Source organism: Gimesia fumaroli, assembly GCF_007754425.1.
In the GTDB taxonomy this organism is placed as follows: Bacteria; Planctomycetota; Planctomycetia; order Planctomycetales; family Planctomycetaceae; genus Gimesia; species Gimesia fumaroli.
On the sequence record NZ_CP037452.1, the window covers coordinates 1,325,744 to 1,349,061 of the forward strand.

At 48.5% G+C, this 23,318-nt stretch carries 14 protein-coding genes; 5 read left to right on the forward strand and 9 right to left on the reverse strand.

The genetic code is table 11. The features are described from left to right. Positions 1-4 precede the first annotated feature (4 nt). Entirely contained in the window at positions 5-1,033 is a 1,029-nt protein-coding gene (locus Enr17x_RS05195; protein ID WP_145306545.1) for an endonuclease/exonuclease/phosphatase family protein, read from the reverse strand. Positions 1,034-1,306: 273 nt separating this feature from the next. On the opposite strand from Enr17x_RS05195, the gene Enr17x_RS05200 reads away from it, so the two are divergent. Both Enr17x_RS05200 and Enr17x_RS05205 read left to right on the forward strand, forming a co-directional pair. After that, positions 1,307-2,446, forward strand: coding sequence for a glycosyltransferase family 4 protein (locus Enr17x_RS05200; protein ID WP_145306547.1), 1,140 nt, complete (start codon positions 1,307-1,309; stop codon positions 2,444-2,446). An 11-nt stretch (positions 2,447-2,457) separates the two neighbouring features. Then, positions 2,458-2,832, forward strand: a complete 375-nt coding sequence (locus tag Enr17x_RS05205) for a DNA polymerase ligase N-terminal domain-containing protein (protein WP_145306549.1) — start codon at positions 2,458-2,460, stop codon at positions 2,830-2,832. 46 nt (positions 2,833-2,878) lie between these two features. Here the strand turns inward: Enr17x_RS05205 and Enr17x_RS05210 are convergent, their stop codons facing one another. Further along, the gene (locus Enr17x_RS05210) at positions 2,879-3,541 is read right to left on the reverse strand and encodes a hypothetical protein (RefSeq protein WP_145306551.1); all 663 of its coding nucleotides are present in this window, start codon (positions 3,539-3,541) and stop codon (positions 2,879-2,881) included. A gap of 238 nt (positions 3,542-3,779) precedes the next feature. Here Enr17x_RS05210 and gltX point away from each other — a divergent pair, with 238 nt between their 5' ends. Both gltX and Enr17x_RS05220 read left to right on the forward strand, forming a co-directional pair. Beyond that, the gene (gene gltX / locus Enr17x_RS05215; protein WP_145306553.1) at positions 3,780-5,351 is read left to right on the forward strand and encodes a glutamate--tRNA ligase; all 1,572 of its coding nucleotides are present in this window, start codon (positions 3,780-3,782) and stop codon (positions 5,349-5,351) included. Between the two features lie 56 nt (positions 5,352-5,407). Then, the gene (locus Enr17x_RS05220; protein WP_145306555.1) at positions 5,408-7,126 is read left to right on the forward strand and encodes a glutamine--tRNA ligase/YqeY domain fusion protein; all 1,719 of its coding nucleotides are present in this window, start codon (positions 5,408-5,410) and stop codon (positions 7,124-7,126) included. A gap of 85 nt (positions 7,127-7,211) precedes the next feature. Here the strand turns inward: Enr17x_RS05220 and Enr17x_RS05225 are convergent, their stop codons facing one another. Continuing rightward, entirely contained in the window at positions 7,212-8,363 is a 1,152-nt protein-coding gene (locus tag Enr17x_RS05225) for a hypothetical protein (protein ID WP_145306557.1), read from the reverse strand. A 619-nt stretch (positions 8,364-8,982) separates the two neighbouring features. Between Enr17x_RS05225 and Enr17x_RS05230 the strand changes: the two genes are divergently transcribed. Continuing rightward, positions 8,983-11,961, forward strand: coding sequence for an MMPL family transporter (locus Enr17x_RS05230; RefSeq protein WP_145306559.1), 2,979 nt, complete (start codon positions 8,983-8,985; stop codon positions 11,959-11,961). A gap of 6 nt (positions 11,962-11,967) precedes the next feature. Here Enr17x_RS05230 and mnmA read toward each other — a convergent pair whose 3' ends face one another. The 6 genes from mnmA to Enr17x_RS05260 all read right to left on the reverse strand — a co-directional run bounded on the left by mnmA (position 11,968) and on the right by Enr17x_RS05260 (position 23,268). Next, positions 11,968-13,077 carry a tRNA 2-thiouridine(34) synthase MnmA gene (gene mnmA / locus Enr17x_RS05235; RefSeq protein ID WP_145306561.1) on the reverse strand — a complete coding sequence of 370 codons (1,110 nt, stop codon included), beginning with the start codon at positions 13,075-13,077 and terminating at the stop codon, positions 11,968-11,970. 192 nt (positions 13,078-13,269) lie between these two features. Then, on the reverse strand, positions 13,270-14,277 hold the full coding sequence (locus Enr17x_RS05240; RefSeq protein ID WP_145306563.1) for a cation diffusion facilitator family transporter: 1,008 nt from the start codon (positions 14,275-14,277) through the stop codon (positions 13,270-13,272). A gap of 152 nt (positions 14,278-14,429) precedes the next feature. Further along, a complete protein-coding gene (locus Enr17x_RS05245; protein WP_198000977.1) occupies positions 14,430-16,562 on the reverse strand; it encodes a c-type cytochrome domain-containing protein in 2,133 nt (710 codons plus the stop codon). A 74-nt stretch (positions 16,563-16,636) separates the two neighbouring features. Then, positions 16,637-19,285: a DUF1549 and DUF1553 domain-containing protein gene (locus Enr17x_RS05250; protein ID WP_145306567.1), complete on the reverse strand. Its 2,649-nt coding sequence runs from the start codon at positions 19,283-19,285 to the stop codon at positions 16,637-16,639. Positions 19,286-19,383: 98 nt separating this feature from the next. Continuing rightward, on the reverse strand, positions 19,384-21,837 hold the full coding sequence (locus Enr17x_RS05255) for a PPC domain-containing protein (RefSeq protein ID WP_145306569.1): 2,454 nt from the start codon (positions 21,835-21,837) through the stop codon (positions 19,384-19,386). Positions 21,838-21,969: 132 nt separating this feature from the next. Then, on the reverse strand, positions 21,970-23,268 hold the full coding sequence (locus Enr17x_RS05260) for a DUF1501 domain-containing protein (RefSeq protein WP_145306571.1): 1,299 nt from the start codon (positions 23,266-23,268) through the stop codon (positions 21,970-21,972). Positions 23,269-23,318: the final 50 nt, after the last annotated feature.

Consider the following 23,318-nt stretch of genomic DNA (forward strand, 5'->3'; position numbering starts at 1 on the left):
GGATTCAGCGTGGTTCAGTTACACCCACTGATGCTTGACGCACTGCGCCGTTTTCAGAAATGTGGAACTCTGCCCAGATGGGTAGGTGGTCCGAAACATTCAAGGCTTCTTTCTCAGACAGTTTGAAACGCGTCTGGAAATCATACACGCCGGAATTGCCCGTGAACTCCTGCGAGCGATGGCGGCTGAACAGAATGTTGTCGTACTGTTTTGATTTCCTGGTATTGGTTGGTGTTTTGGAAACGGTCCACATTAAATCGGGGACCATCCCCAACTCTCCCAGGTGCTGATCATCGACATTGAGATCTCCCAGCAGGATCACATCGTCTTCCTGGCTACCGTCGTTGGCGACCACTCGGAAGACATCATCCAAAACATTGAGTTCCTGTTTGGTTTCATCCGGGTCGGTATGAATGTTGATCAGGGAAAAGGTAAAAGGGTTTTCACTGGACGGACTCAGGGTTTGGAAATGAGCGACATAAGGTGGACGGTGTAATTTGTCATATTTATCGATAACCGTGTAGGTCCACTTCTCATTTACTCTAATGCGTTCCGTGTTGTAGAAGTATGCGTATTGTTCTTTGCTGGCGGTCCTGCCTTGTCTGGTGCCGAGGAGATAGGCGTAGCGGTGTTCTCCAGAATTGACAATACTCAAAAAATCATCCATGACTGTCTGATCTTGTGACCGAATTTCCTGAATTGCGACGACATCAAACTGCTGAACGATGCGCGCCAGAATCTGCGGGACCTGTGGCTTTTGCATTTTGCTTTGGCCAAAAACCTGAATATTAAACGAAGCGATCCGAATCGTATTCTCGTTCCGTGGCAAATCGACTTCTGTAGCGGTCCAGTCTGAAGGAGTCGAACTGGAGATCGTGGAAGAGACAAAATCCGTAACCCACCGGGTGACCTGCTTCGGTTTGATCCCGAAATGAAACATGCCTCCGCCCAGCAAACCAACTAACAATAATGTCAGTCCGCGTAGTTTCCAGGATTTGATGAGCGATTTTTTTTGTTTGGGTTTGTTGGCCATGGTACCATCCGTGGTATTGCGACTGACGAGTATACTGAAGGGATCGAATGAGATTCTGGAGTCTGTCTCGGTAAGACGGAAGAAAGGAACTGTAATTTAACAAATATCGGGATTCAGGTGTAGAGCAATTCCCCTCTGGTATTCAGGATCAAATTGGTCCCCCTTGTCGATTTCGGGCCGATGCGATAGGCTGAATGGTGATGGGATCGCTGTGAGTGATCAACGCTGTATCTTATATATTGATAATGGCTTACATGAAGAGGACTGAGTAGCTTGCCGCGACGACTGACGATCACTGTTCCTTCTCTCAGCCTCGGCGGCGCGGAAGGTGTTGCTGCGATGATGGCCAATCATTGGGCTCAGGAAGGAGAGACGGTCACCCTGATTACCCTGGATTCTGCAGAGACTGATACGTTTCAACTGTCAGAATTAGTACAGCGACATGCATTGGGGCTCATGCAGGATTCAAATCATTTGTGGCAAGCGGTCTATAATAACTGGTACAGAATCAAAAAATTGCGGGAAGCGATTAGCCAGTCCAAGCCGGATGTTGTCATCAGCCTGACTGATCGGATGAATGTGCTGACGCTGCTGGCATCCCACAAATCGAAGTGGCCGGTTTTGATCTCAGAACGTTCCGATCCACGGCATCATCCGATGGGTCGTCTCTGGTCAGCCTTGCGTAAATTCATGTATCCGCGCGCCACTGCTGTCGTCGTTCAGACAGAGGGAGTCGCCGATTATTTTCGTGAGTGGCTCAAGTCGACTCTGATTGAAGTCATTCCGAATGCGGTGCCTGCGCCTCGTTCACCCGATGTACACGTTGTCACAGAACAGGATGTGCTTGAGCGTTCGCCGTCGCATCTGATTTACGGAATGGGGCGACTCTCGTATGAAAAGGGATTTGATTTGTTGATCGATGCCTTTTCTCTACTCGCTCACGATTTCCAAGAGTGGAACTTGCGAATCTTAGGTGAGGGGCCTCTGCGGGACTCGTTACAGGCAACCATTAATGAGCGCGAATTGCAGGAGCAGATTGAGTTGACAGGCTGGGTAACCGATCCTGAATTATATTTGGACCAGGGAGCAATTTTTGTGCTGCCCTCAAGATATGAAGGCTTCCCGAATGCATTGCTGCAGGCGATGTCACGTGGCTTAGCGTGTGCCGGTTTTGATTGTAAAGGCGCTCTGGCTGATATTGCGCGGGAAGAATTACAAGTGACGCTTTTACCAACTAAAGATGCAAGTGAATCGACTTCGATTCGCGAATTGGCGGATTTACTGAGGGCATACATGCAAGATGAAAATTTACGAAAAGAGGTCGCCATAAAGAATTTGCACGCCACCGAGCGGTTTTCCATTGCCCGCTATTTTGAATCCTGGGATGAACTCATTAATCAAGCCATTTCCTGAAGAGCCACATTATGCAACAGTATGTGATACTACGCCACGATTTTCCTGAGCTACATTGGGATTTGATGCTTGAATATGAAGGGGTCCTGAAAACCTGGCGACTGCCCGGCGCACCGGAGATTGATCCTGCTTCGGATGAGTCATCGATCGATCTCGTCGCAGAAGTATTACCCGATCATCGAATTGCCTATCTCGAATACGAAGGCCCGGTCAGCGGAGATCGAGGAGTAGTCAGCCGCTGGGATCGTGGTTCATTAACGCTGCTGGAATATAACGATGACAGTCTGGTCGCGTTGCTGACTGGCGAGGAACTGGCAGGACGAGTGACGCTCAAAAAAAAGGATCAGGAAAAGCAGTGGAGTTTGAACTACACGGCATTCTTTTAATTAAGATGCAAACTAGAGAACAAAGCTTTTCTGAAACTAGCGCAGACTATTTTTTGACCTCGGTCTTTCCAGCGATGCGAAATACGCCTGGCTCCACACCGAGGGCCGTCAAGTCGGGCAGCTCTGATTTACCGCGATCCAGATACACAAACAGAACATCGTTTCCGTTCATCTGTCCCCATTCGATAAACCAGCCGTCTGACCGTGCTTCCTGAATCAGATCGGTAATGGCGTCATCAATGGGAATAGGCAGTAAGCCGGCACGGGCTTTATCCAGCTCGAGGACGAGTTGATTCTCTTTCAACAGCCAGGGTTTGAATTTCAGGCTGATGATGCCCGACCATTTCTTGAGTGTCAGGTGAAATCCCAGTTCGACTTGATCTTTTTCGAATTTCACGCGGGGGTCAGAAATTCCGTCCGGTACCCATTCGTTATACTTCTGGTGTAATTCTTCTGCCAACCAGGCATTCACCTGTTCTTCGCTGAATTCCTGCGACCAGACCGGCTCTTTGTTACGGACGTCATTGACAACCTGCATTGAACGTTGAACAAATTCTTTTGCTTCCTCTTGCCTGACTTCCGGCTGTGACTGTTCCTGCAGTGCTTCCTGATAAAATTCAGGCACTTGGGCAGCAGACCAGTATAGTCCACCGGCGACCCCTCCCAGGAGGAGTAACAGTAGTAATAGAAGTAAGAGAAAGCGTTTCATGCCAAAATGCTAGGTGCGGTAGGGAGAAGCGTCAAGACCGGTCCGGTGGGCGAGAATCTACAGAAAAGGCAAAATAACGCTAAGTTGTATCTTTAAATATACTTGTCGAACCGCTGAAGGTCTTTTATGATCAGTCGTCCGAATCAGGACTGTTGAAAGAAGCTTTGGCGCCTTCCCTGTTTTATCCAGCAGGAACCATAAGTTCCAACTGTTAAAGTGAAAGAATAAGAGCCCGTTTATGAGTACCGTCCGAACCCGTTTTGCCCCCAGTCCGACCGGCTATATGCACATTGGGGGGATGCGTACTGCCTTATTTAATTGGCTCTGGGCACGGCATAATGGGGGGCAATTCATTCTCCGCATTGATGATACCGATCAGGAACGCAACATATCTGCAGCACTCGGTCCGATTCTGCAGGCGTTTAAATGGCTGGGGTTGGATTGGGATGAAGGCCCCGAAGTTGGGGGCGAACATGGCCCCTATTTTCAATCGGAGCGGAATGACCTTTATCGGTCAGCCGTCGATCAACTGTTGGCGGAAGGAAAAGCATACCGGTGTTATGAAACTCCCGAGCAGATTCAGGCCGATCGAGAGGCAGCAGAGAAAGAAAAGCGAAACTTCCTGAATCTGCGTCGTTCACTGGAACTGACCGAGAGTGAAAAGGAGCAATACGAAGCAGAAGGCCGCCCGTCAGTGGTGCGGTTGCTGGTGCCCCGCGATCAGAAAATTCAGATTGATGATGCTGTGCGGGGGCATGTTGAATTTGATGCCGGTCTGATGCCCGATCCGGTCATTTTGCGGGGCAATGGTACGCCTCTGTATAATCTGGCGACGGTTATCGACGACGCACAAATGCAGATTACTCATGTGATCCGGGCCGAGGAGCATCTTTCGAATACTCCGGTGCAGGTCCTGATTTATCAGGCACTTGGCTATGAACTGCCGCAGTTTGCACACATTCCGTTTGTGGCAGCACCTGGTGGGAAAGAAAAACTGAGTAAGCGAAAACTCGATAAGTATCGCAAGAGTCCACAGTTCAAAAAAATGTTTGATAAAGCGGAAGCCGTTTTTCCTCGGATTGGATTGGAAAACGCAGATGGCCTGGATCCGGTGATGGTCGAATATTACGAAAAAATCGGCTATCTGCCGGAAGCGATCCTAAATGCTTTGGCGCGACTGGGTTGGTCTCTGGATGACAAGACCGAAATCATGTCCTTAGATACGATTGTTGAGAACTTTACGCTGGATCGGATTGTCAAAGCTGCTGCAGGTTTGGATCCGGATAAACTACTCAGTTTTCAGGCACACTGGATGAACCAGTTGTCTCTGGATGAAAAAGTGGCACACTGCGGTCCGTATCTGGAGAAAGCCGGCTTGGTAAAGAATGCAGCCGATCCGGAAACCAGTCAACGGATCAGCCAAGTGATTGTGGGCATGGAAGACCGGCTGAAAATCGCCAGCGATATTCTGGACTTTGATGAGTTTTTTGTGGCCGACGATGAGCTGGAATATGATCCTAAAGCGTTCAAAAAGCGAATTCGGAAAGCGACAGATGCCGTACCACTGTTGGAGAAAGTCAAAAATGAATTGGCCCAGACCAGTGACTTCAGCGCAGCAGGCTTAGACAAACTGCTGCATGATTTTGTTGAAGCCGAGGGCATCGGCATGGGGCAGATCATTCATGCCTTGCGTGTTGCCGTCAGTGGAAAAGGGACAGGGATCGGGATGTTCGATTGCCTGGCCATTCTGGGAAAAGAGTCTTGCGTTCGACGGATTGACCGGGCGATTGCCCTCAGTCAGAGTGAGTAATTAAAAAATAAAAACAGGCTGGTCCTGTGATTGATGAATCATTTAAGGAGTAGGGGATGTCAGCTCCCGAAGAAAAAACGTCAGTTGATTTTATTCGCGCGATTATTCAGGAAGATAATCGTACGGGCAAGCATGACGGACGTGTGCATACCCGTTTCCCCCCTGAGCCGAACGGTTATCTGCATATCGGTCACGCCAAGTCAATTTGTCTGAATTTTGGCATCGCGAATGAAAATCCGGGCGGCCTCTGTAACCTGCGGTTCGACGATACGAACCCGGAAAAAGAAGATGTGGAATACGTAGATTCCATCAAGGAAGACGTGCGGTGGCTTGGCTTTGACTGGGACGATCGTGAGTATTTTGCATCCGACTATTTTGATCAGCTTTATAAATTTGCTATGACTCTGATCAAAAAAGGCAAAGCCTACGCGTGTGACTTACCGGCCGACAAAATGCGCGAGTACCGCGGAACGGCGACCGAACCCGGTAAACCGAGTCCGGGACGCTCACGATCTGTAGAAGAAAATCTGGACCTGTTTGAACGCATGAAAAATGGCGAATTCAAAGAGGGGGAGTTTGTTCTGCGAGCCAAAATTGATCTGGCGTCACCGAATTTTCACATGCGTGATCCAGTGATCTATCGTGTGCGGCACGTACATCACCACCGAACGGGGGATAAATGGTGTATCTATCCCATGTACGATTACACGCACTGTATTTCCGACTCAATTGAAAAAATCACGCACTCGATTTGTACCCTCGAGTTTGAAGACCATCGTCCCTTATATGACTGGATTCTGGACGAACTCGAAGTGTTTCATCCGCAGCAGATTGAATTCGCTCGTTTGAATATGACCTATACCGTCATGAGCAAACGGAAATTGCTGGAACTGGTGCAGGGTAACTTTGTTTCGGGATGGGATGACCCGCGGATGCCAACCATTTGTGGCATGCGTCGTCGGGGAGTGACTCCGGAAGCATTACGCGAATTCTGTAAGACAATTGGTGTCACCAAATTTAATTCCATGACCGATAAAGTCGTTCTGGAAAATTGTATTCGCGATCATCTGAATCAGGTGGCACCGCGTGTGATGGGGGTTTTGAACCCGCTGCGCGTGGTGATTGAGAATTATCCTGAAGGTACATCTGAAGAACTGGACGCTGTGAATAATCCCAACGATGAGTCTGCGGGAACACGGAAGGTACCTTTCTCGAAAGTGATTTACATCGAAAAAGAAGATTTCATGGAAGATCCTCCCAAGAAATTCTTTCGGCTTTCTCCAGGCAAAGAGGTCCGGCTTCGGTATGCCTATTTTGTGACCTGCGTCGATGTGATCAAAGACGATGCTGGAGAAGTGATCGAGCTGCGTTGTACTTACGATCCTGAAACGAAGGGGGGCAATGCCCCCGATGGCCGAAAGGTTAAAGCCACGATCCACTGGGTCTCTGAAGCACACGCTGTAGACGCCGAAGTTCGGCTCTACGACCATCTCTTCAGTACGCCCGATCCAGAAGATCTTCCGGAAGGCGAAGATTACAAAACCAATCTCAACCCGGCATCATTGCAGGTTCTGACGGGGTGCAAACTGGAACCGAGTTTAAAATCCGCGAAACCAGGCAGCCGTTTTCAGTTTGAACGGCTGGGCTACTTTTGCGTTGACAGCAGAGATTCAACAGATGAAACCCCCGTTTTTAATCGAACAGTGACCCTGCGTGATACGTGGGCCAAACTGGAAAAGCAGGCTCAGAATCAACCCAAAGGCAAGAAGAATTAGCAGAGCGCATAAAAAAACACTCGTCGAACTGAGGTTCGACGAGTGAGCCCATGCACTTCAAAGTGCTCATGTTTCAAACTTTGAATCAGGGTGTTCGCTGTGCCACGGAAATATCGCTGCTCGATGTAACCGGAGCTGTCTTTTCAGAGCGTGGAACACGACGTGTCCAGCCACTGGCACGGACGATAGACGGCAGAGGTCTATCTGATGTATCAGGTTCGTATCCGGCACGACGTGTGGGGGGGAATGCCGGAGCCGTTGATTCCTGAGGGGCTTCATAAGAAGAGCGACGGAAGGAAGAGTCGTCATCCAGGCTGGATCGTCGTGGATCAGAAGCGGGATCACGTTCGTACTTGTCACCGTTCGCATCAAACGAATCATCATATTTTTTCTTGTTCGAAGCCGATCGTTTGTGAATTGGTTCAGGTGCACCCGCTGACATATAAGGCTCAGGTGTGGGTAGCAACGCAGTTGCAGTTCCATTGAATCCACCGTTGGACGGATAGACATAAGCAGTGCGAGTGGTCGGAATGGATCGCATGACAGTGACTGGCTTCATGGCGGTCACTGTGGTTTTGACATAACGTGTTGAGTTCACTGCAACCTTACGGGTCGTTGTGTAAGGAACCATACGTGCCACGTTGTAAGTCACTTTGCGAGTCTGGCGCACGGCAACCTGACGTGTGACAGGTACATTCTGTGTGACCACATTCGGTACATAATGTCTGGTAGTACGATATTGTGGAGTGAACGCCATTCGCATGGAGTAACCAGTACGGTTCATCCAGCCCATCAAATTCGGGCGGCTGTCATAGGCACAGGGTGAGACACGTGGGATACACTGGCGTTGAGTCACCCAGCGTCCCATGTCTTTTTGTACCTGTCGGCACTCTGTGACATTTTGATAGGTCGTACAAGGTACATCGACCGTTCTTGGCTCAAGCACCTGACGATAGGCGGTAACTTGCTGATCGACGTATTTAGTTTCGACCACAGGTTTCATCACTGTCTGCTGAACCGGGCGATATTCAGTCACAGGGACCTGCCGATAGGTGGTCTGGGTCACTGGAATTGGGCACTGCACCACTGGCTGTGGACAACAGTTTTGGATGACAGGTGGTGGTGCACAGGAATTACAGTTGTTAAAAGGCAGCCACTGAGCCTGTGCAGTGCCTGCAGCTAAAGAAAACACTGTAATCCCCACTACGGGAATTGAACGGATAACGCGTTTTAACATGAGCATGTCCTACAAAGAGAGTCTTTGAGAGGGGGTATTTGAAAGAGTAAAGTGAAGTGTGCAATGTCTGGAAAAGCTAAAGCTTGCTGACCAACCATTGCGATGGGGCAGGTTTTTTATGAAATATTGAATTTTGGGTCAAGTCGGATTCAGCTAAATGCCGAGGGGGAGTTGGCAGAAGCCTGCTGGAATTCATCTAATGGGCTGGTTTCAAATGAGTTATGGAAATCAAACCTTTTTCGGAGTTCGTCGGACTGTCAGAATTTTAGAGCCGGTTTCATGGGATTACTCAGAGAAAGTTGATCTCAGGAATGGTAGATAGCCGATGAAATCTTTGTTATCGGGCAAAATACGTACTTCTTTCCGGGAGGTTCCTCCTCGATTGCATGTATTCAAACTATGAGCTGACATGGTATGATCTTACATGTATTAAAGATCTGATTTTAATAGACTTACATCTTTAATAGTGGCAAGATTCATGTTGTAGGCAATAAGGATATTGCTGTAAAATCATTTGTTTCATATACGGTAAACACTCTCATTTACTCGATCCCTTCACTTCTACCCGGTTGTTAAGATCGAACGAGAGATCGATTTAAGTAACACACGGAAGTGTTCTGTGGATAATCTCTCCTCCGACAATCAGGAACGCTCGTTTCTCAGCGAGACATTGGCTGCGATGACCCAGTTTGTGGTCACCCACTCCAAGCTCAGCCTGTCATTTGCGCTGGTCGTTTCCATTGGTTGCGTGTTGCTGACTGTATTTCGTCTGGAATTCAAAACAGATCGTGCGGATCTGATTGATCCCACTGCTGCCTTTCATAAAAAATGGATTAATTATACTGAGAGTTTTGGCAGCTCTTCAGATCTCGTATGTGTTGTTGAGTCAGATACACCCGAGTCCATTAAATTTGTCTTACGGACATTAGGGCGACGCATTGAACAGCATCCGGAATTATTTGAAAATGCCCTGTATCAGATTAATCCTGGCGATTTGCCTTCCAAGGGACTGCAATACCTGACGCCACGCCAGTTGCAGGCAGGATTAGAGCGATTGGACGAGTACGGCCCCATTTACCGTAATGGACGTTGGGATTTGACTCAGGTTGATTTACTTTATGATCGGTTGCGCTACCAGATTCAATCACGGTCTACCAGTTATCGTGGTGCTGACAGAGAGAAATCGTTAGAGCCTCTATTCAATCATGCTGCGATTCTATCGACCAGTATGGCCCGTTATCTGGCTGATCAGAGTGATTTTCAGTCTCCCTGGCCTTCTATTGTTCCCGTCAATGAACGGATGCGAGAGCGATCACGGGAAGTGATCTATCTGCTGAATGAAAAGGGGACTATGGGCTTTCTCAAGGTCTTTCCTGTACACCAGGAAGATGGCTTTGACGGCGCTACGAAAGCCATTGAGAAGATGCGGAATATCATTGGTGAAGTGGCAGCCGAAAACCCGGATGCAAAAATCAGTCTGACCGGGATTCCGGTACTCGAAAATGATGAGATGCGCAAGTCTCAGGCGGATATGATCAATGCCTCAATCATTTCCTGCCTTGGTGTAGGCTTACTGCTGTTTATCGGATTTCGGGGAATTCGTCATCCTTTGTTAACATTAATCATGCTGGCGGCCGGCATGGCGTGGGCCTTTGGGTACACGACGTTAACGATCGGGCATCTGAATATTCTTTCGGTCTCGTTCGCCGTCATTCTAATCGGACTGGGTATCGATTTCGGTATCCATTATCTGGCACGATATATCGAACTACGTCACCGCGGTGAAGACCTGGAACCTGCACTATTGCAAACTTCACGCACTGTAGGTACTGGGATTGTTGCTGCCGCCGTGACCACCGCTTTGGCTTTTTATTGTGCAGGACTGACTCCGTTTCTGGGGATCGCTGAACTTGGATTCATTGGCGGTGGTGGAATTCTCTTGTGTGCCGTAGCAACGTTTTTCGTTTTGCCGGCTCTTTTATCACGGGCCGACCGAGACGTTGAAGTCAAACAGATGCCTACACCATTCCAGGGAAAATGGCTGCAAAAAATGATTGTGCGGTTTCCGCGCGGCGTTGCTTTGGGATCGCTGGCAGTGGTTGCCTTTTGTGGTAGCCAGATGATTCAAAAAACGGATAATGGCTGGTCATCAAAAGTAGTTTATGATTACAATTTGCTCAATTTGCAGGCTGCTGGTTTGGAGTCCGTAGAAGTACAGAAGCGAATTTTTAACGACGCACAGAATTCACTTCTGTTCGCTGTCGCGGTTGCCGACAGCCCAGAAGAGGCACGTATTTTACGGCGGAAATTTGAAGCGTTGCCTACTGTCAATCATGTAGAAGAGCTGGCATCTCGGGTTCCCGCTCATTCATCTCAAGAAACGAATTTACTGGTCCAGTCCTTTCGCGCTCAGCTGGCTCATTTGCCACTGAATATTCCACCAGTCAATCGGCTGAACCCCTCGGTTATCGGACGAAAGCTCGAGCAGTTTTATGTTTTATTATCTCGATATAACCATCCGACAGCCCAATCAACTGCACGTGTACTCGATCGTTTTTTAAACCATTTTGAATCGATGTCGCTGGCTCAGCAGTCTCGGTTCCTGGATGAGTTTCAGTATCGCACTACGGCTTCCCTATTAGGTCAGTTCAAAGCTCTGCATGGTGCTTCTGATTCAACTCCGGTACGTTTTTCAGATCTTCCCCGCTCTCTGACATCTCGATTTGTCAGTGCGGAAGGAAAGTGGTTGATTCAAATCTACCCTCGTGATCATATTTGGGAGATTGAGCCACTGGAGGCGTTCGTTAAGGATGTGCGTTCTGTTGATCCGGATGTAACCGGAACGCCGTTACAAAATTATGAGGCAGCACAGCAGATCAAAGTCAGTTATAAGACAGCCTCTATTTATGCTCTCGCCGTGATATGTGTGGTCTTGTTAATCGATTATTTAAGCCGCCGTCATGCAGTACTCGCAATGATACCGGCCATCATTTTAGCTGTTTGTACCTGGTTTATATTGTTTAATCGGGGAACACCGATCAGCGTGGAAGCGGCTATAGGCCTGTTTCTGATCATGTGTCTTGGCGTGGCTTTCGTTTTAGATCGCCAGAGTGTCGGGCATATGTTTTTAACGATGCTTCCCCCTGTGGTGGGCGGGATCGTCATGTTCGGAATTCTTGCGATGACCTCAATCGACTTGAATCCGGCGAACTTGATTGTACTGCCTTTGATTTTAGGAATTGGTGTTGATGATGGCGTCCACGTAGTACATGATTTCCGGATGAAACGCGACGACTACAAGACTTCTCCCAGCACGATCAATGCGATTGTGATGACCTCGCTGACGTCCATGATTGGTTTTGGGAGCATGATGGTGGCAACACACCGTGGGTTATATAGCGTGGGACTGGTACTTGTGATTGGTGTGGGCTGTTGTCTGTTTGTTTCCCTGGTGACTTTACCGGCATTGTTGACCTGGATTTCGAATCGCGCACAAGCCGCTGATTCTGTGAGTATGGATGATGTCGACGATCGACAAAGCAACCGCAAGAAAAAGCGACAGAATCGTGACCGAATGGAAGCCGAAGCGGCTGCCTGATCGGTGCTACATAATCCAGCCGCCACCTAAGACACGGTCCTGGTCATACAGTACGACGGCCTGACCTGGTGCGACACCATATTCCGGATCATCGAACGTCACGCGGAACCGGTCTTCATCCAGAATTTCGACAGTACAGTCGGCTTCTTTGTGTTGATAGCGAATTTGTGCCTGACAACGAAGTTCAGAGCCCGGACTCTCAATCAGCCAGTTGCAGCGATTGGCTTCTAATGTTCGACGCGCCAGATCATCGCGTGTTCCAATCACCACACGCTTGGTTTCCGGCTCAATTTTGATGACAAACCTGGGAGTTCCAAAGGCCACACCCAGTCGTTTGCGCTGACCGATAGTATAATTTTCGTAGCCACTATGATGGCCGACGACGTTCCCCTGCGTGTCGACCATTTCTCCCGCTGTTTCCTGCTGGCCACGATAACGATTGAGAAAACCGAAATAATCGTTGTCGGGAATAAAGCATATTTCCTGACTGTCCGGCTTGTTGGCGGTACGCAGGCCAGCTTCTCCTGCCAACTCCCGGATTTCCGGTTTTATAAATCCACCAACAGGAAAAATGATTTTCTCCAACAAGTCCGGCTGAATTCCAAACAAAACATACGACTGATCTTTAGAACGATCAAGGCCACGTACCAGTGCCGGTCGACTTTCGCTGGCGATTGGTTTCAACTGGGCATAGTGTCCGGTGGAGATATAAGACGCACCAACTTGCTCTGCAAAGTCCCATAGTTTGCCAAATTTGAGCCAGTTGTTACACATCACACAGGGGTTGGGAGTGCGGCCAGCCAGATATTCATCGGCGAAGTAATCTTTAATGCGTCCAAATGCATCTTGGAAGTTGAGTGCATGGAAGGGGATATCCAGCATGTCAGCAACGCGACGTGCATCAGCGGCGTCGCTGGCGGAGCAACAACCCTGCTTGTGCGCTTTCACATTCAGCACTGGGAGACTGTTTTTATCCTCAACGGCGCAGGCAGTTTCTTCTGTTGCACCAGACCGCATAAACAGCCCGATGACTTCGTAGCCCTGTTCCAATAGTAAATGAGCGGCTGCGGAACTATCGACACCGCCACTCATCGCCAAAACAACTCGCTGGGACATATCAGAAAAACTCAATGTAATAAAAATAGAAAGAAGCCGCCCTAAACTATCTTGTCTTATTATAGGCGGCTGCAGATGCGATCACAGGCAGGAAGACAGAGTAAACCCCCGAATTCATTTGAAATTGACGGACAATTGGTTAAAAAGCGTTCTCTGGAACGAATGACTCTCTAGAACCGACTCGGTTTCCGTTCAGTTTGCTTCCAGATCGAGGTGTTGTGCTTCCGGGATCTGCCGTTGAATTTCGGCTTCAATTTTATCGATCTCTTCAGCCAGAGTCTCCAGTACATCTTCTGTATACTTCTGACAAAAGATTTCGAAGTCCTGTTCGGTTTTAATTTCGGGATAAGCGGCGAGTGCTTTCTTTTTCAGCCGTCTGGATAATTCTTCCGAGCTAAAACTCAGGTCGGCTTTGATTCGATAATTGTCTATGGAAAGAATACGCGACCGGAGATCGATCACTTCTTCGATCAATGGATTGTTTTTGAGAATGCGAGTGACTTGCTCCTTCGTTTGTGGGGGAATACTGGGGCCCACCAATAGTTCCTGATTACGGATGATGAGCCAGACCGCGATTCCACCCAAAAGGACTCCAATGCCGATAGATCCGATCGCGTCCCAGTAATGTTGGCCCGTCCATTGGGTTAAGAGAATCGAAATCAGCGCGATAATCACACCCAGACAGGCGGCACCATCTTCCAGAATTACAGCAACGGCAGCCGGATCGGCTTCGTTGCGTAGATAATGATGAAAGGGACGACCGTGAAGGGCTGCATTTTTCCATTCCCCTTTCAGAGCCAGGATAAACACAATTCCATCGATCACGAGGGCAAACAGCAGGGCCCCGATGGCCCACTTCATTTCTCCCATATCCAGTGTGGGGGGATGGAATAATGATTGTACACCGTGATAGATGGTGACGCCACATCCCAAGAAGAAGATACCTACTGCAGAAATCAACGCCCAGACATATCGCTCGCCGGCGTAACCATATTCAAATCGTTTGTCAGGGGCCTGGTCAGCGCGCACTAACCCGATGAGTAATAACAGCTGATTCAAAAAATCGGCAACAGAGTGGATCGTTTCGGAAAGCATGGCTCCGGAGCCGGTAATTAGAAATGTGGCCCCTTTTGCAACTGTTATTACCCCATTCCCCACAAGAGCGGCAACGACCGCAAACCGGGAATTACCTTGTGCCATCTTGATCTACCCCTTTTGTATTTGATGCGTACTCGCTGTTATATTGTGGATTAAAATAACAGAATACGAGGGGAAGTGCCATTGGTGGATGCGCAAAAAAAAAGCCCCTCGATTGTTGACATGAGGGGCTTTTGCTTAAATGAAGAGCTTACTTATTTGGAAGCACTTGCCTGAACGTTGTTGAATTTCTTGGAAAATTCAATTTCGGCTTGCCAGCGTTTGACCTCATTTTGTGCTGCCGTCAAGGCCGTCGTTGCTGCATTGGCTGCGTTTTGAGAAGCCGTTGCCTTGTCGGTTGCAGGTTTTAGTGTTTTCTGAATGGCCGCGACTTTGGCTTTCGCAGCGTTCAGAGCATCGGTGGTCTGCTTGATCTGGGGAGTGTACTGGGCCACTTTTTGCTGGTTAGCTTTCACTGTTGCCTGATGCGTCGCCAGGTTTTTCTGCTCGGCCGCTTTGGCAGCTTCGCGTTTATCGATCGCTGTTTTCAGTTTTGCAGCTGCTTCTGCCAGCTCTTTATCGCCAGCGACTTGTTTACTAACGGCAACTGCTTTCGCGTAAGCTTCTTTAATCGCGGGCAGCGGTGCTTCAATTGCAGCAATTTGCTTGGTGGAATTTGTCGCACTCGCCTGAGCAGCCGTGATGGCTTTTTGAGCAGCTGCCAGATTCGCGTTCAAACCATTCAAACTATTTTGCAGGTCCGTTTGCTGTTTTTGTGTCGCTGCGATGTTGGCATTAATTTTTGCGACAGCAGCCTGATCGGCCTGAGCGACAGCCAGAAGCTTCTGCTGGTTTGACTGAGAGGCCTGCAGACTGGATGTAGCTGAAGCCAGTCGTTGAGAAAGCTGTAAGGGATTGGCCGTTAGCGCGCCAACTTCTTTGCCATCTGCCGCATTCCAGACTTTGATTTTTCCGGTCCAGTCGCTGGCAATTACATGGTTGGTTTCATCACAGATTGTGACGCCGACAGCGATATCAGTGAAAGCAGGGAAGGCTTTCAGTTGTTTCCCTGCCTGATCCCAGAGTTTAGTGACTTTATCCCGACCACATGTGACGAGACGTCCATCGCGTGCAAATTCGACACTGGAAGTCCCACCGCCATGTGCATTCCAAGACTTGATATTATTTCCGTTTTGCAATTCCCAAAGTTTGACTGACTGGTCTTCGCTGCTGGTGGCAACGATATTGGAATCAGAACGCCAGGAGATTCCTGTGATGCCACCTTTGTGTCCTTTTAGCGTCAGGTATTCACTACCAGTGGCAGCTTCCCAGACAAAAGCACCCCCATTGCGGTCGCCAGAACACAGAAGGACTGAATCCGGGCTGAAAGCAAGAGAGGTCATCCAGTCGGTGTGTTTCCGAATTTCGTAAGCAAGTTCTCCGGTGCTGGTAGAGTAAACGCGAATGACTTTACTGGGGCTTCCCAGAGCGATGAATCTCTGGTCTGAGCTGATGTCAGCACAGAGGACTGAATCAAGTTCATCGCCGACTTCAAACAGGCGTTTTCCCGTTTTAACATCCCAGACGACGACACGTCCGCTGGCAGCAGCATGGCCACCACCGGCCAGTAGCAAGCTACCATTACGGCTGAATTTGAGAACGTGAGGAACACCTTCGGGGAAAGGCAAAACGCCTAATAATTGTAATGTTTTAGTGTTATACAACAGGACCTGCTTCTGACCGGCAACCGCTGCTAATGGAGACCAGGGGTTGGTTGCGAGAGCAGTGACTGCTGTCGAGAGGCTGGTGTGGACAACTGGTTCCAGACTTAAACGCGGAGGCATTGGTGGTGGTCCCTCGGGTTTTCCAGACGAGGCTCCTTTTAATGCGAAGTCGAATTTTGGCTTCTTGATGACCACTTTACTGCCCGCATTTTCTGGTGCTCCACCATTAATCCATTCTTGAATTAAGGCAATTTCTTTGTCAGGCAGTTTATCGGACTTAGGAGGCATGAATGGTTCAGAATCGTGTGTCACCAGCATGTATAAATAGCTGCCATCTGCATCTCCGGGATCAATGGACTCGCCGGCAGCACCTCCCTGCATCAAGCCAGTGTAGTTCGTCAAATCCAAGCCGGATGCTTTTTTGTCAGTATTATGACAGGCGAAACACTTCGCACGGAAGATCGGCTTGATGTGTTCGTCGAATGTGATTTTGGGTTTCTTGTTGTCTGCTGGCTTTTTGTCATCAGCAACTACTGCTGATGACATCAGCGAGACAATCAAACCGACAATCACAAATGGCTTGCAGATTTGATGACAACAGTGATTAGAAAATAATTTATTCATAGTCATAACCATATTAAAAGCGGAATTCCTTTAGGGAACTCCCTGAAGTTGACAAGTTGAAACAAGTAGCTGGCTTAATGATTAAAGATGAATTCTCTTGAATTCAATAAAGACCAGAACACATCGTTCAACGTATTGGCTTCGTCTTTCTTGTTTTCATCAAGTACTTGGATCAAAGATGAATATTCTTTGTCAGTAGGCTTTCGTGACAGACAGGAAATATACATTTCGTCAATGATTTCCAGAGGTTTTTTCCCCTCTTTCATTCGGGACGCAACAAACTTGCCTTGGACGATTTTGCTGTTAACGGTATCACCATTTAACAGATGCAATGCCTGTGAAAGACTCGGCTCCATTCGCACTTCACACGAACAAACAGTATCGCGTTTGGCACGACCGAATGTTGTCAGGAAGTAAGTGGAAGTGTTTCCGTCTGCGATCTGAACAGCACGGGCACCCAAGGGGAGTCCGCGGAATTTGTTCGGAGCACTCGTGACCTGAGAGATGCAGTCCAGTAACACTTCGGCCCGTAAACGACGAGGCAGTGCATGGGAGAAGTTTGTCAGATCACGTTCATTAGAAGGATTTGTTTGAGTTGAGAGCTGGTAGGTTCGTGAAGTACAGATATCACGAACGACTTTCTTGAAGTCATAATTGTATTCGGTAAAGCGTTTGGCGAGTTCATTCAGCAGTTCCGGATTCACGGGAGGATTACTGACGCGAACGTCGTCTACTTCATTAATGATTCCCTTGCCGAAAAAGTGAGCCCAGACAATGTTGCTCAAGTTTGTCGCGAAGTAGGGGTTATCATCGGAAGCCAGCCATTGTGCTAGCACAACACGACGGTCTTTACCACGCGTGTCAGGTGCTTCACCACCCAGGAATTTTGGCTTCATGACACGCTTATCAACCAGGTGTCGAACTTCTCCGCTACCCCGGTTATAAATAATTGATTCACGAGGGTCTTCGCTCCGTTTTCTGCCGATTTGTGAGAAGAACGCTGCGAAGCTGTAATAGTCGTCCATGGTCCAGCGGTCGAATGGATGATTGTGACACTGAGCACATTGAATACGCATTCCCATGAAGACCTGAGCTACATTTTCAGACACTTTCAATGTGTCCCGTTCGTTTTCGTAGTAGTTCGTTGCGGCATTGGCAAATGTACCGCCATTAGATCCAAGGATTTCCTGGATCATGATGTTAATTGGCACGTTGGAGGCGATCCGTTCCTGTAACCAGTTGTAGTACAATAGTGCTGACTTATAGCTGATTCGGTTATTGACTGTGCGGATCTGTAATAACTCAGACCACTTCATGACCCACATTTCTACAAACTCTTTGCGGTTCAAAAGTTTGTCAACGAGCTTCTCACGTTTCTTGGGATCTTTATCAGCAGCAAACTGGTTAAACTCTTCGATCGTGGGCAGAATACCACAAATATCAAGGCTGGCGCGACGCAGAAATTCGGCATCCGAGCAGACTTCAGAAGGAACGACGCGGAGCTTTTTCAATTTGTTATGGATCAGGGTGTCGACGTAGTTATTTTCAGGGATGTTTGGCCATTCAAAATTGAGTCCCTTGGGTAAGACGACAAAGTGTGAGCCAACCGTATGTGTGTCAAAGCGAGCCATGACAAAGGCTTCGCCTCGATTATTTGCAGTGATCAGACCATTTTTAGTGATTGTTGCCGAGTTATCGTTGTTGGAAGAAAATGATGACAGTGAAGTCACATCGCGGGTTGTGCCATCAGAATAATAGGCGAGCACAGAAACCTGTTGCTTGGTTCCTTTACCGTCCATGACGCCGCCTTCAGGGTAAATATCAACTTTTGTGACGGTAGGAATTGCACCTGCATCGTAGGGAGCTCCTGCTTCTAACCAGCGGAGCACTTGTGTGTAGAGTTCAGAATCTTTTTCGTAAAGTTTGCCACCCGTGTGAGGTACAGCACCGATGGCTTTTTCAAGTAACAGGCTTTCCCGTGGCAAACTGAGGTTGATGCGGCGTCCACTGAGTTCACGTGTGAGACGATCGTAATCTCCCTTGGGATCAAATCCGAATAGAGAAAGACGGAAACCATCTTTTCCACGGGCGGCACCGTGGCAGCTTCCGGTATTACAGCCGCCACGCATGAAGGTAGGCATCACATCCAGGTTGAAGCTGATCGGACGATCTTCTTTCGCTTTCACTACTTTAGAGTGTAGTTTGATCGTCGCACCACCAAAGCTGGCAAGTAAATCGGTTTCACCGTCACCGGCGGGGTAAATCATGTTTTTATCAACCCGGACAATGCCTGCTTTAGCGGGTTTGATTTGTAACTGGCTGGTGACATCTTGTGTAAGTCCGTTGTCATAAACAGCCTGACCAATGACCGACTGACGATCGCGGCTCGTCGTGAGTTGAATGTTCTGAGGATAAACATTCAGTTTCACCATTTTGGGAGCTGGCTTGGCAGGCGCTGGTTTCGGAGCAGCTGGTTTTGCTGGTGCTGGCTTCGGAGAAACAGGTTTCGCGGGAGTCGGCTTTGTTTCAGCAGGCTTAGCAGGGGTTGGTTTCGCTTCAGCCGGTTTTGCCTGGGCAGGCTTTGCGGGAGTCGGAGTTGCGGTTGGTTTCGCTGGAGCCAGTTTGGCTGGTTGTGCTTTCTCATCTGCTACGGTGAGAGAGAGTCCACTGACGATAAACAGTAGAGAGAGTACACTACGAAATGAATTTTGATGACGCCACATAATCGAAAACCTTTTTTCGTCAACAGAAATTAGTTGAGGAAGGTGATATAAACTAAGAGTTCAATTCTTGGAAACTGAGCGAACTATTGGTTATTGATTTATTTAGTACCGGACTCCAGACGTTTCTTGGCTTCTAAACGAAGTTGCTCCAATCGTGTCAGTCGCTTGGGAGGCGCTTCTTTTTTCGGCTCCGCTTTTTTTGCGACTGCTTTGGGTTTAGCCGGTTCATCTTTTTTAGGTGGGAGTGGCTTATCGATTCGGAGTTCAGTGCGACCAGTAGTATGCACGACCGTCTCGCCATTCATGGGGATCTCCACCTGACAGAACAGACTTTTGTGTCGTCCCTGGGGGGAAGCAGGATCTGTTTTCACTTTGAAGATCAGTTCTTTGCTCTCTTTATTAAAAGAGATGTCTTCGGTTGTGACTTTGGGAGGCAGACCAACCAGTTTGATTTTGGCATCGCCTTCAAACGGGTTTTTCATACTCACCTTGCAGAGAATTTCGGTCTCTTTTCCCTGTTCAACGGCAGTACGCGCCAATTGAAGGTCGACGAAGGAGTCAGAGACTTCTAGATTCGCCAGTTGAGAAGAAACCCAGGCATTACCTCCTACGTTTGCTGAGCCAATGACAAATACCTTCCACTTCTTGATTTCTGCTTTGCTATTTGCATTCAGCGGATAAAAGGCTTCGTTTTTCCCTTTAGGGATCGTCACGCGACTGGAAGCACCCACTCCCGGCGGACGGAAAGGAAACTGGAGGGTAATTGGTTCATCAAACCCTTCTTTACGAGTAACCACGACTTTGAGTTGCATGGACCCACTACGAGCCAGAGGTGCCTTGGGTTCGACGATATCAAGTTTGAAAGGAAGCTCTTCCACAACAGCGACGGGAATTTGTGCCACATCTTTCATCCACAGTAACTGATTGTTGCGGACGCGAACCAAGTCAGCCCGGTTCTTGAAAACACCTTCAATTTTCTGTTTCGGGTCAGCGTGTCGCCCTGTTAGTGCAATGAGCTCGCCTTCCACGGCAGCATCAGCGGCTGCTTCAAAGACAACAGGCATTGTCGTTAAATTTGCTGCCATCGGTTCGGCAACCATTTTGATGCCTTTAGGAAGATTTGATGAGTCGAGTACAATCTCTCCCCCAAAGTTGGTTCGTTTGGCACTCACCACAACCGCGAAACGGTTCCCTTTGGCGACGACAATCCGCTGACGTTCCTGGGAATAGCGTGCATTTCTGGGAATTCCCAGTTCAAGTGATGGTGAAACGGGAAGCATCTCGACGCGGTAAACAAAATCGGCACCACCCCGAGAGAGGTGATCTGTAATCGAAAGGTAATAGTCACCGTCTGCGGGGAACTTGTATCGGAAGTAACTATCCGGTCCTCGTGAATCATCGTTTGAAGCGACTCGTTTGGACTTCGCATCATACAGATACATTACGGGGTCGAGTGGAGAACGAACGCGACGTGCGTAGCATTCGATTTCCAGTGTCTGCCCCTTCTTGCCCTGGAATTTGAAGTAATCAATGTCGCCTTCTTTTTCAATAATACCATTAAAAGCATTCGGAAGCGTCGCAGGCGAAGCCTGTTTAAATTCGTTGTTAGGCTCTTGCTCCATGGAATTACCATGAGGGAATAAACGAAAGACATTACCGGAAGGAGCACTTCCGCCCGCGTCTGATGCGAAGAGTTCAAATTCATCATTGGGTTTATCGGGCAGTTGAAATTCCTGTACCAGGTTATCAACCGTGTTCCCTTTGAACGTCACTTTTTGTTTTGAGGCTAACTGGCCCCCAGCCGGGTAAACGGCTGTCGGACGGGGGTACGTTCCCACGTGCAGGCGATAGAAAGCAGCGCCGTTTCCACCATAAGAACTGTCGCGAACCAAGATCGTATATTTTCCATCTGCTGGAGCAATCACTGAAATTGCGGAGTCATTTCTGAGGAGTGGCAGATCGTCTTCTGCTTTCAATTCAAAACGCTTTTCGTCGAGAATCGCGAGATAAGGGTCCAGTAGGGTCGTTGCCAGACGAACGCCTTCGATCTCTGCTGAGATGCGTTGTCCTTTTTTCGCGGTGACAACAAAGTGATCGACATCTTCATTCTGAATGACGCCGGTAACGGTCTGATTCAATTCGATCGGCTGTGGTGTTTCGAATTCGCTGTTGGGTTCTTTCTCGGCGACTTCAGGAAACTGGCCGACCCAGAATGTTTTGTAGTCAGAGACACCACTTTTGGTGCGAACCTGGAAGGTATGTTCTCCCAGATCACAGTCTGGGGCGATTTTGACGATGGCAGTACAGACATTGGCGTTCTTGGAGTTGGGTTTGATTTCTTTAAACTCAAATCCTTTTTTGTAAGATAGAATTTCAACCGCATCGGAGAGCCGGGCTCCAATGAAAGTCAGACTGACTTCCGTGCCTCGTTGTCCGCCTCGTGGGCGAACATAGTTCAGGCTGGGGTCAGCAGCCCCGGCGAGATCTACGAGTACCAGACTCAGTGCGATTGTCAAAATTCCGGTGCAAACAGATCTGTACTTCTGCAGCATCACGGTTCCCCCCTTGGAAATGTTGATGTTCGAGAATCAGTTTTATTTTCGCTAGAACGAGAATGTTAGCACGAGTCAACAAACCCGTACTAACAATTCTGATTCAAGCGATTCGTATTTTTAATTGTCTGACTAGGCAAGCAGGTCTTTTACGACTTTACCGCCATTGACAATTTCGATGGGCCGATCACCGGGAGCCATCAGTTCTTTGTCAGAAACAATTCCCAGACAATGATAAATGGTTGTGGCCCAGTCCATGACGGAAAGAGGATTGTCTTCTGGTTCGCTGGCGATGGCGTCAGAAGCACCATAGACATGTCCCCCTTTGACTCCACCACCGGCCATAACGACACTAAAGACTTTCGGCCAGTGGTCTCGGCCGGCTGTCGCGTTGATTTTAGGTGTTCGGCCAAACTCACTACAAACACAAACCAGTGTGCTCTTTAACAGGCCACGATCACTCAGGTCTGAGATCAAAGTTGAGAAAGCCTGATCGAATGAAGGCAGGTTTCTGTCGATTCCGGTTTGAATCCGGTCATGCATATCCCAGCCACCATAAGTCATGGTGACAAAGCGAGCACCTGCTTCAACAAGACGCCGTGATAACAGCATCCGGGCACCAGCCTGGTTTCGTCCATAAGCATCACGGACTTTCGCGTCTTCTTTATTCAAATCGAAAGCTTCCTGGGACGCTTTCGATGAGACCATGTCATAGGCCTGCTTATAAAAAGTATCGACAGCATCCAGGGAATCTGATTTTTCTTTGGAAACGAAATACTCGTTAACGGAATCCAGTAGAGAGCGTCGTCGAGTAAATCGATTGGTATCGACACCGCCAGGCAGATTCAGGTCACGTACTTTGAAGCCGTTTGACGCAGGGTCTGACCCTACACTGAAGGGAGCAAAGGATGAACTCAAGTAGCCTGTACCAGCGAATTCGTTAGGCTGATTTGGAATGCATACATATTGTGGCATGTTATTCTTTGGCCCGAATTCGTGTGTCACAACACTTCCCATACTGGGGAATTGCAGAGCAGGGCTGGGGCGATACCCGGTGAACATGTTATGTGTTCCCCGTTCGTGAGCCGCTTCGCCGTGCGACATGGAACGGCAGATGGTCAGTTTATCCATCAGCTTGGCTGTCTTCACGAGCTTTTCGTTCAATCGAACGCCCGAGACGTTGGTGTCGATTGAATTCATTGGCCCCCGGTATTCAACCGGTGCATAAGGTTTGGGATCCCATGTTTCCTGATGAGCGGCCCCACCTGGCAGGTAAATGAAGATAACGGACTTCGCAGTACCTTCTTTACTTTCATAGTGTTTCAATTCTGCCTGAGCGCTTTTCATGCGCAGAAACTGAGGCAGAGTCAGCCCGATTCCGCCCGCAAAGCCAACATGCAAAAAGTCGCGACGCGATTGATTCAAGCTCATTGTGAAATCTCCATTTCCGAGGTGGGGAATAATTTGTGTTTGGTATATGG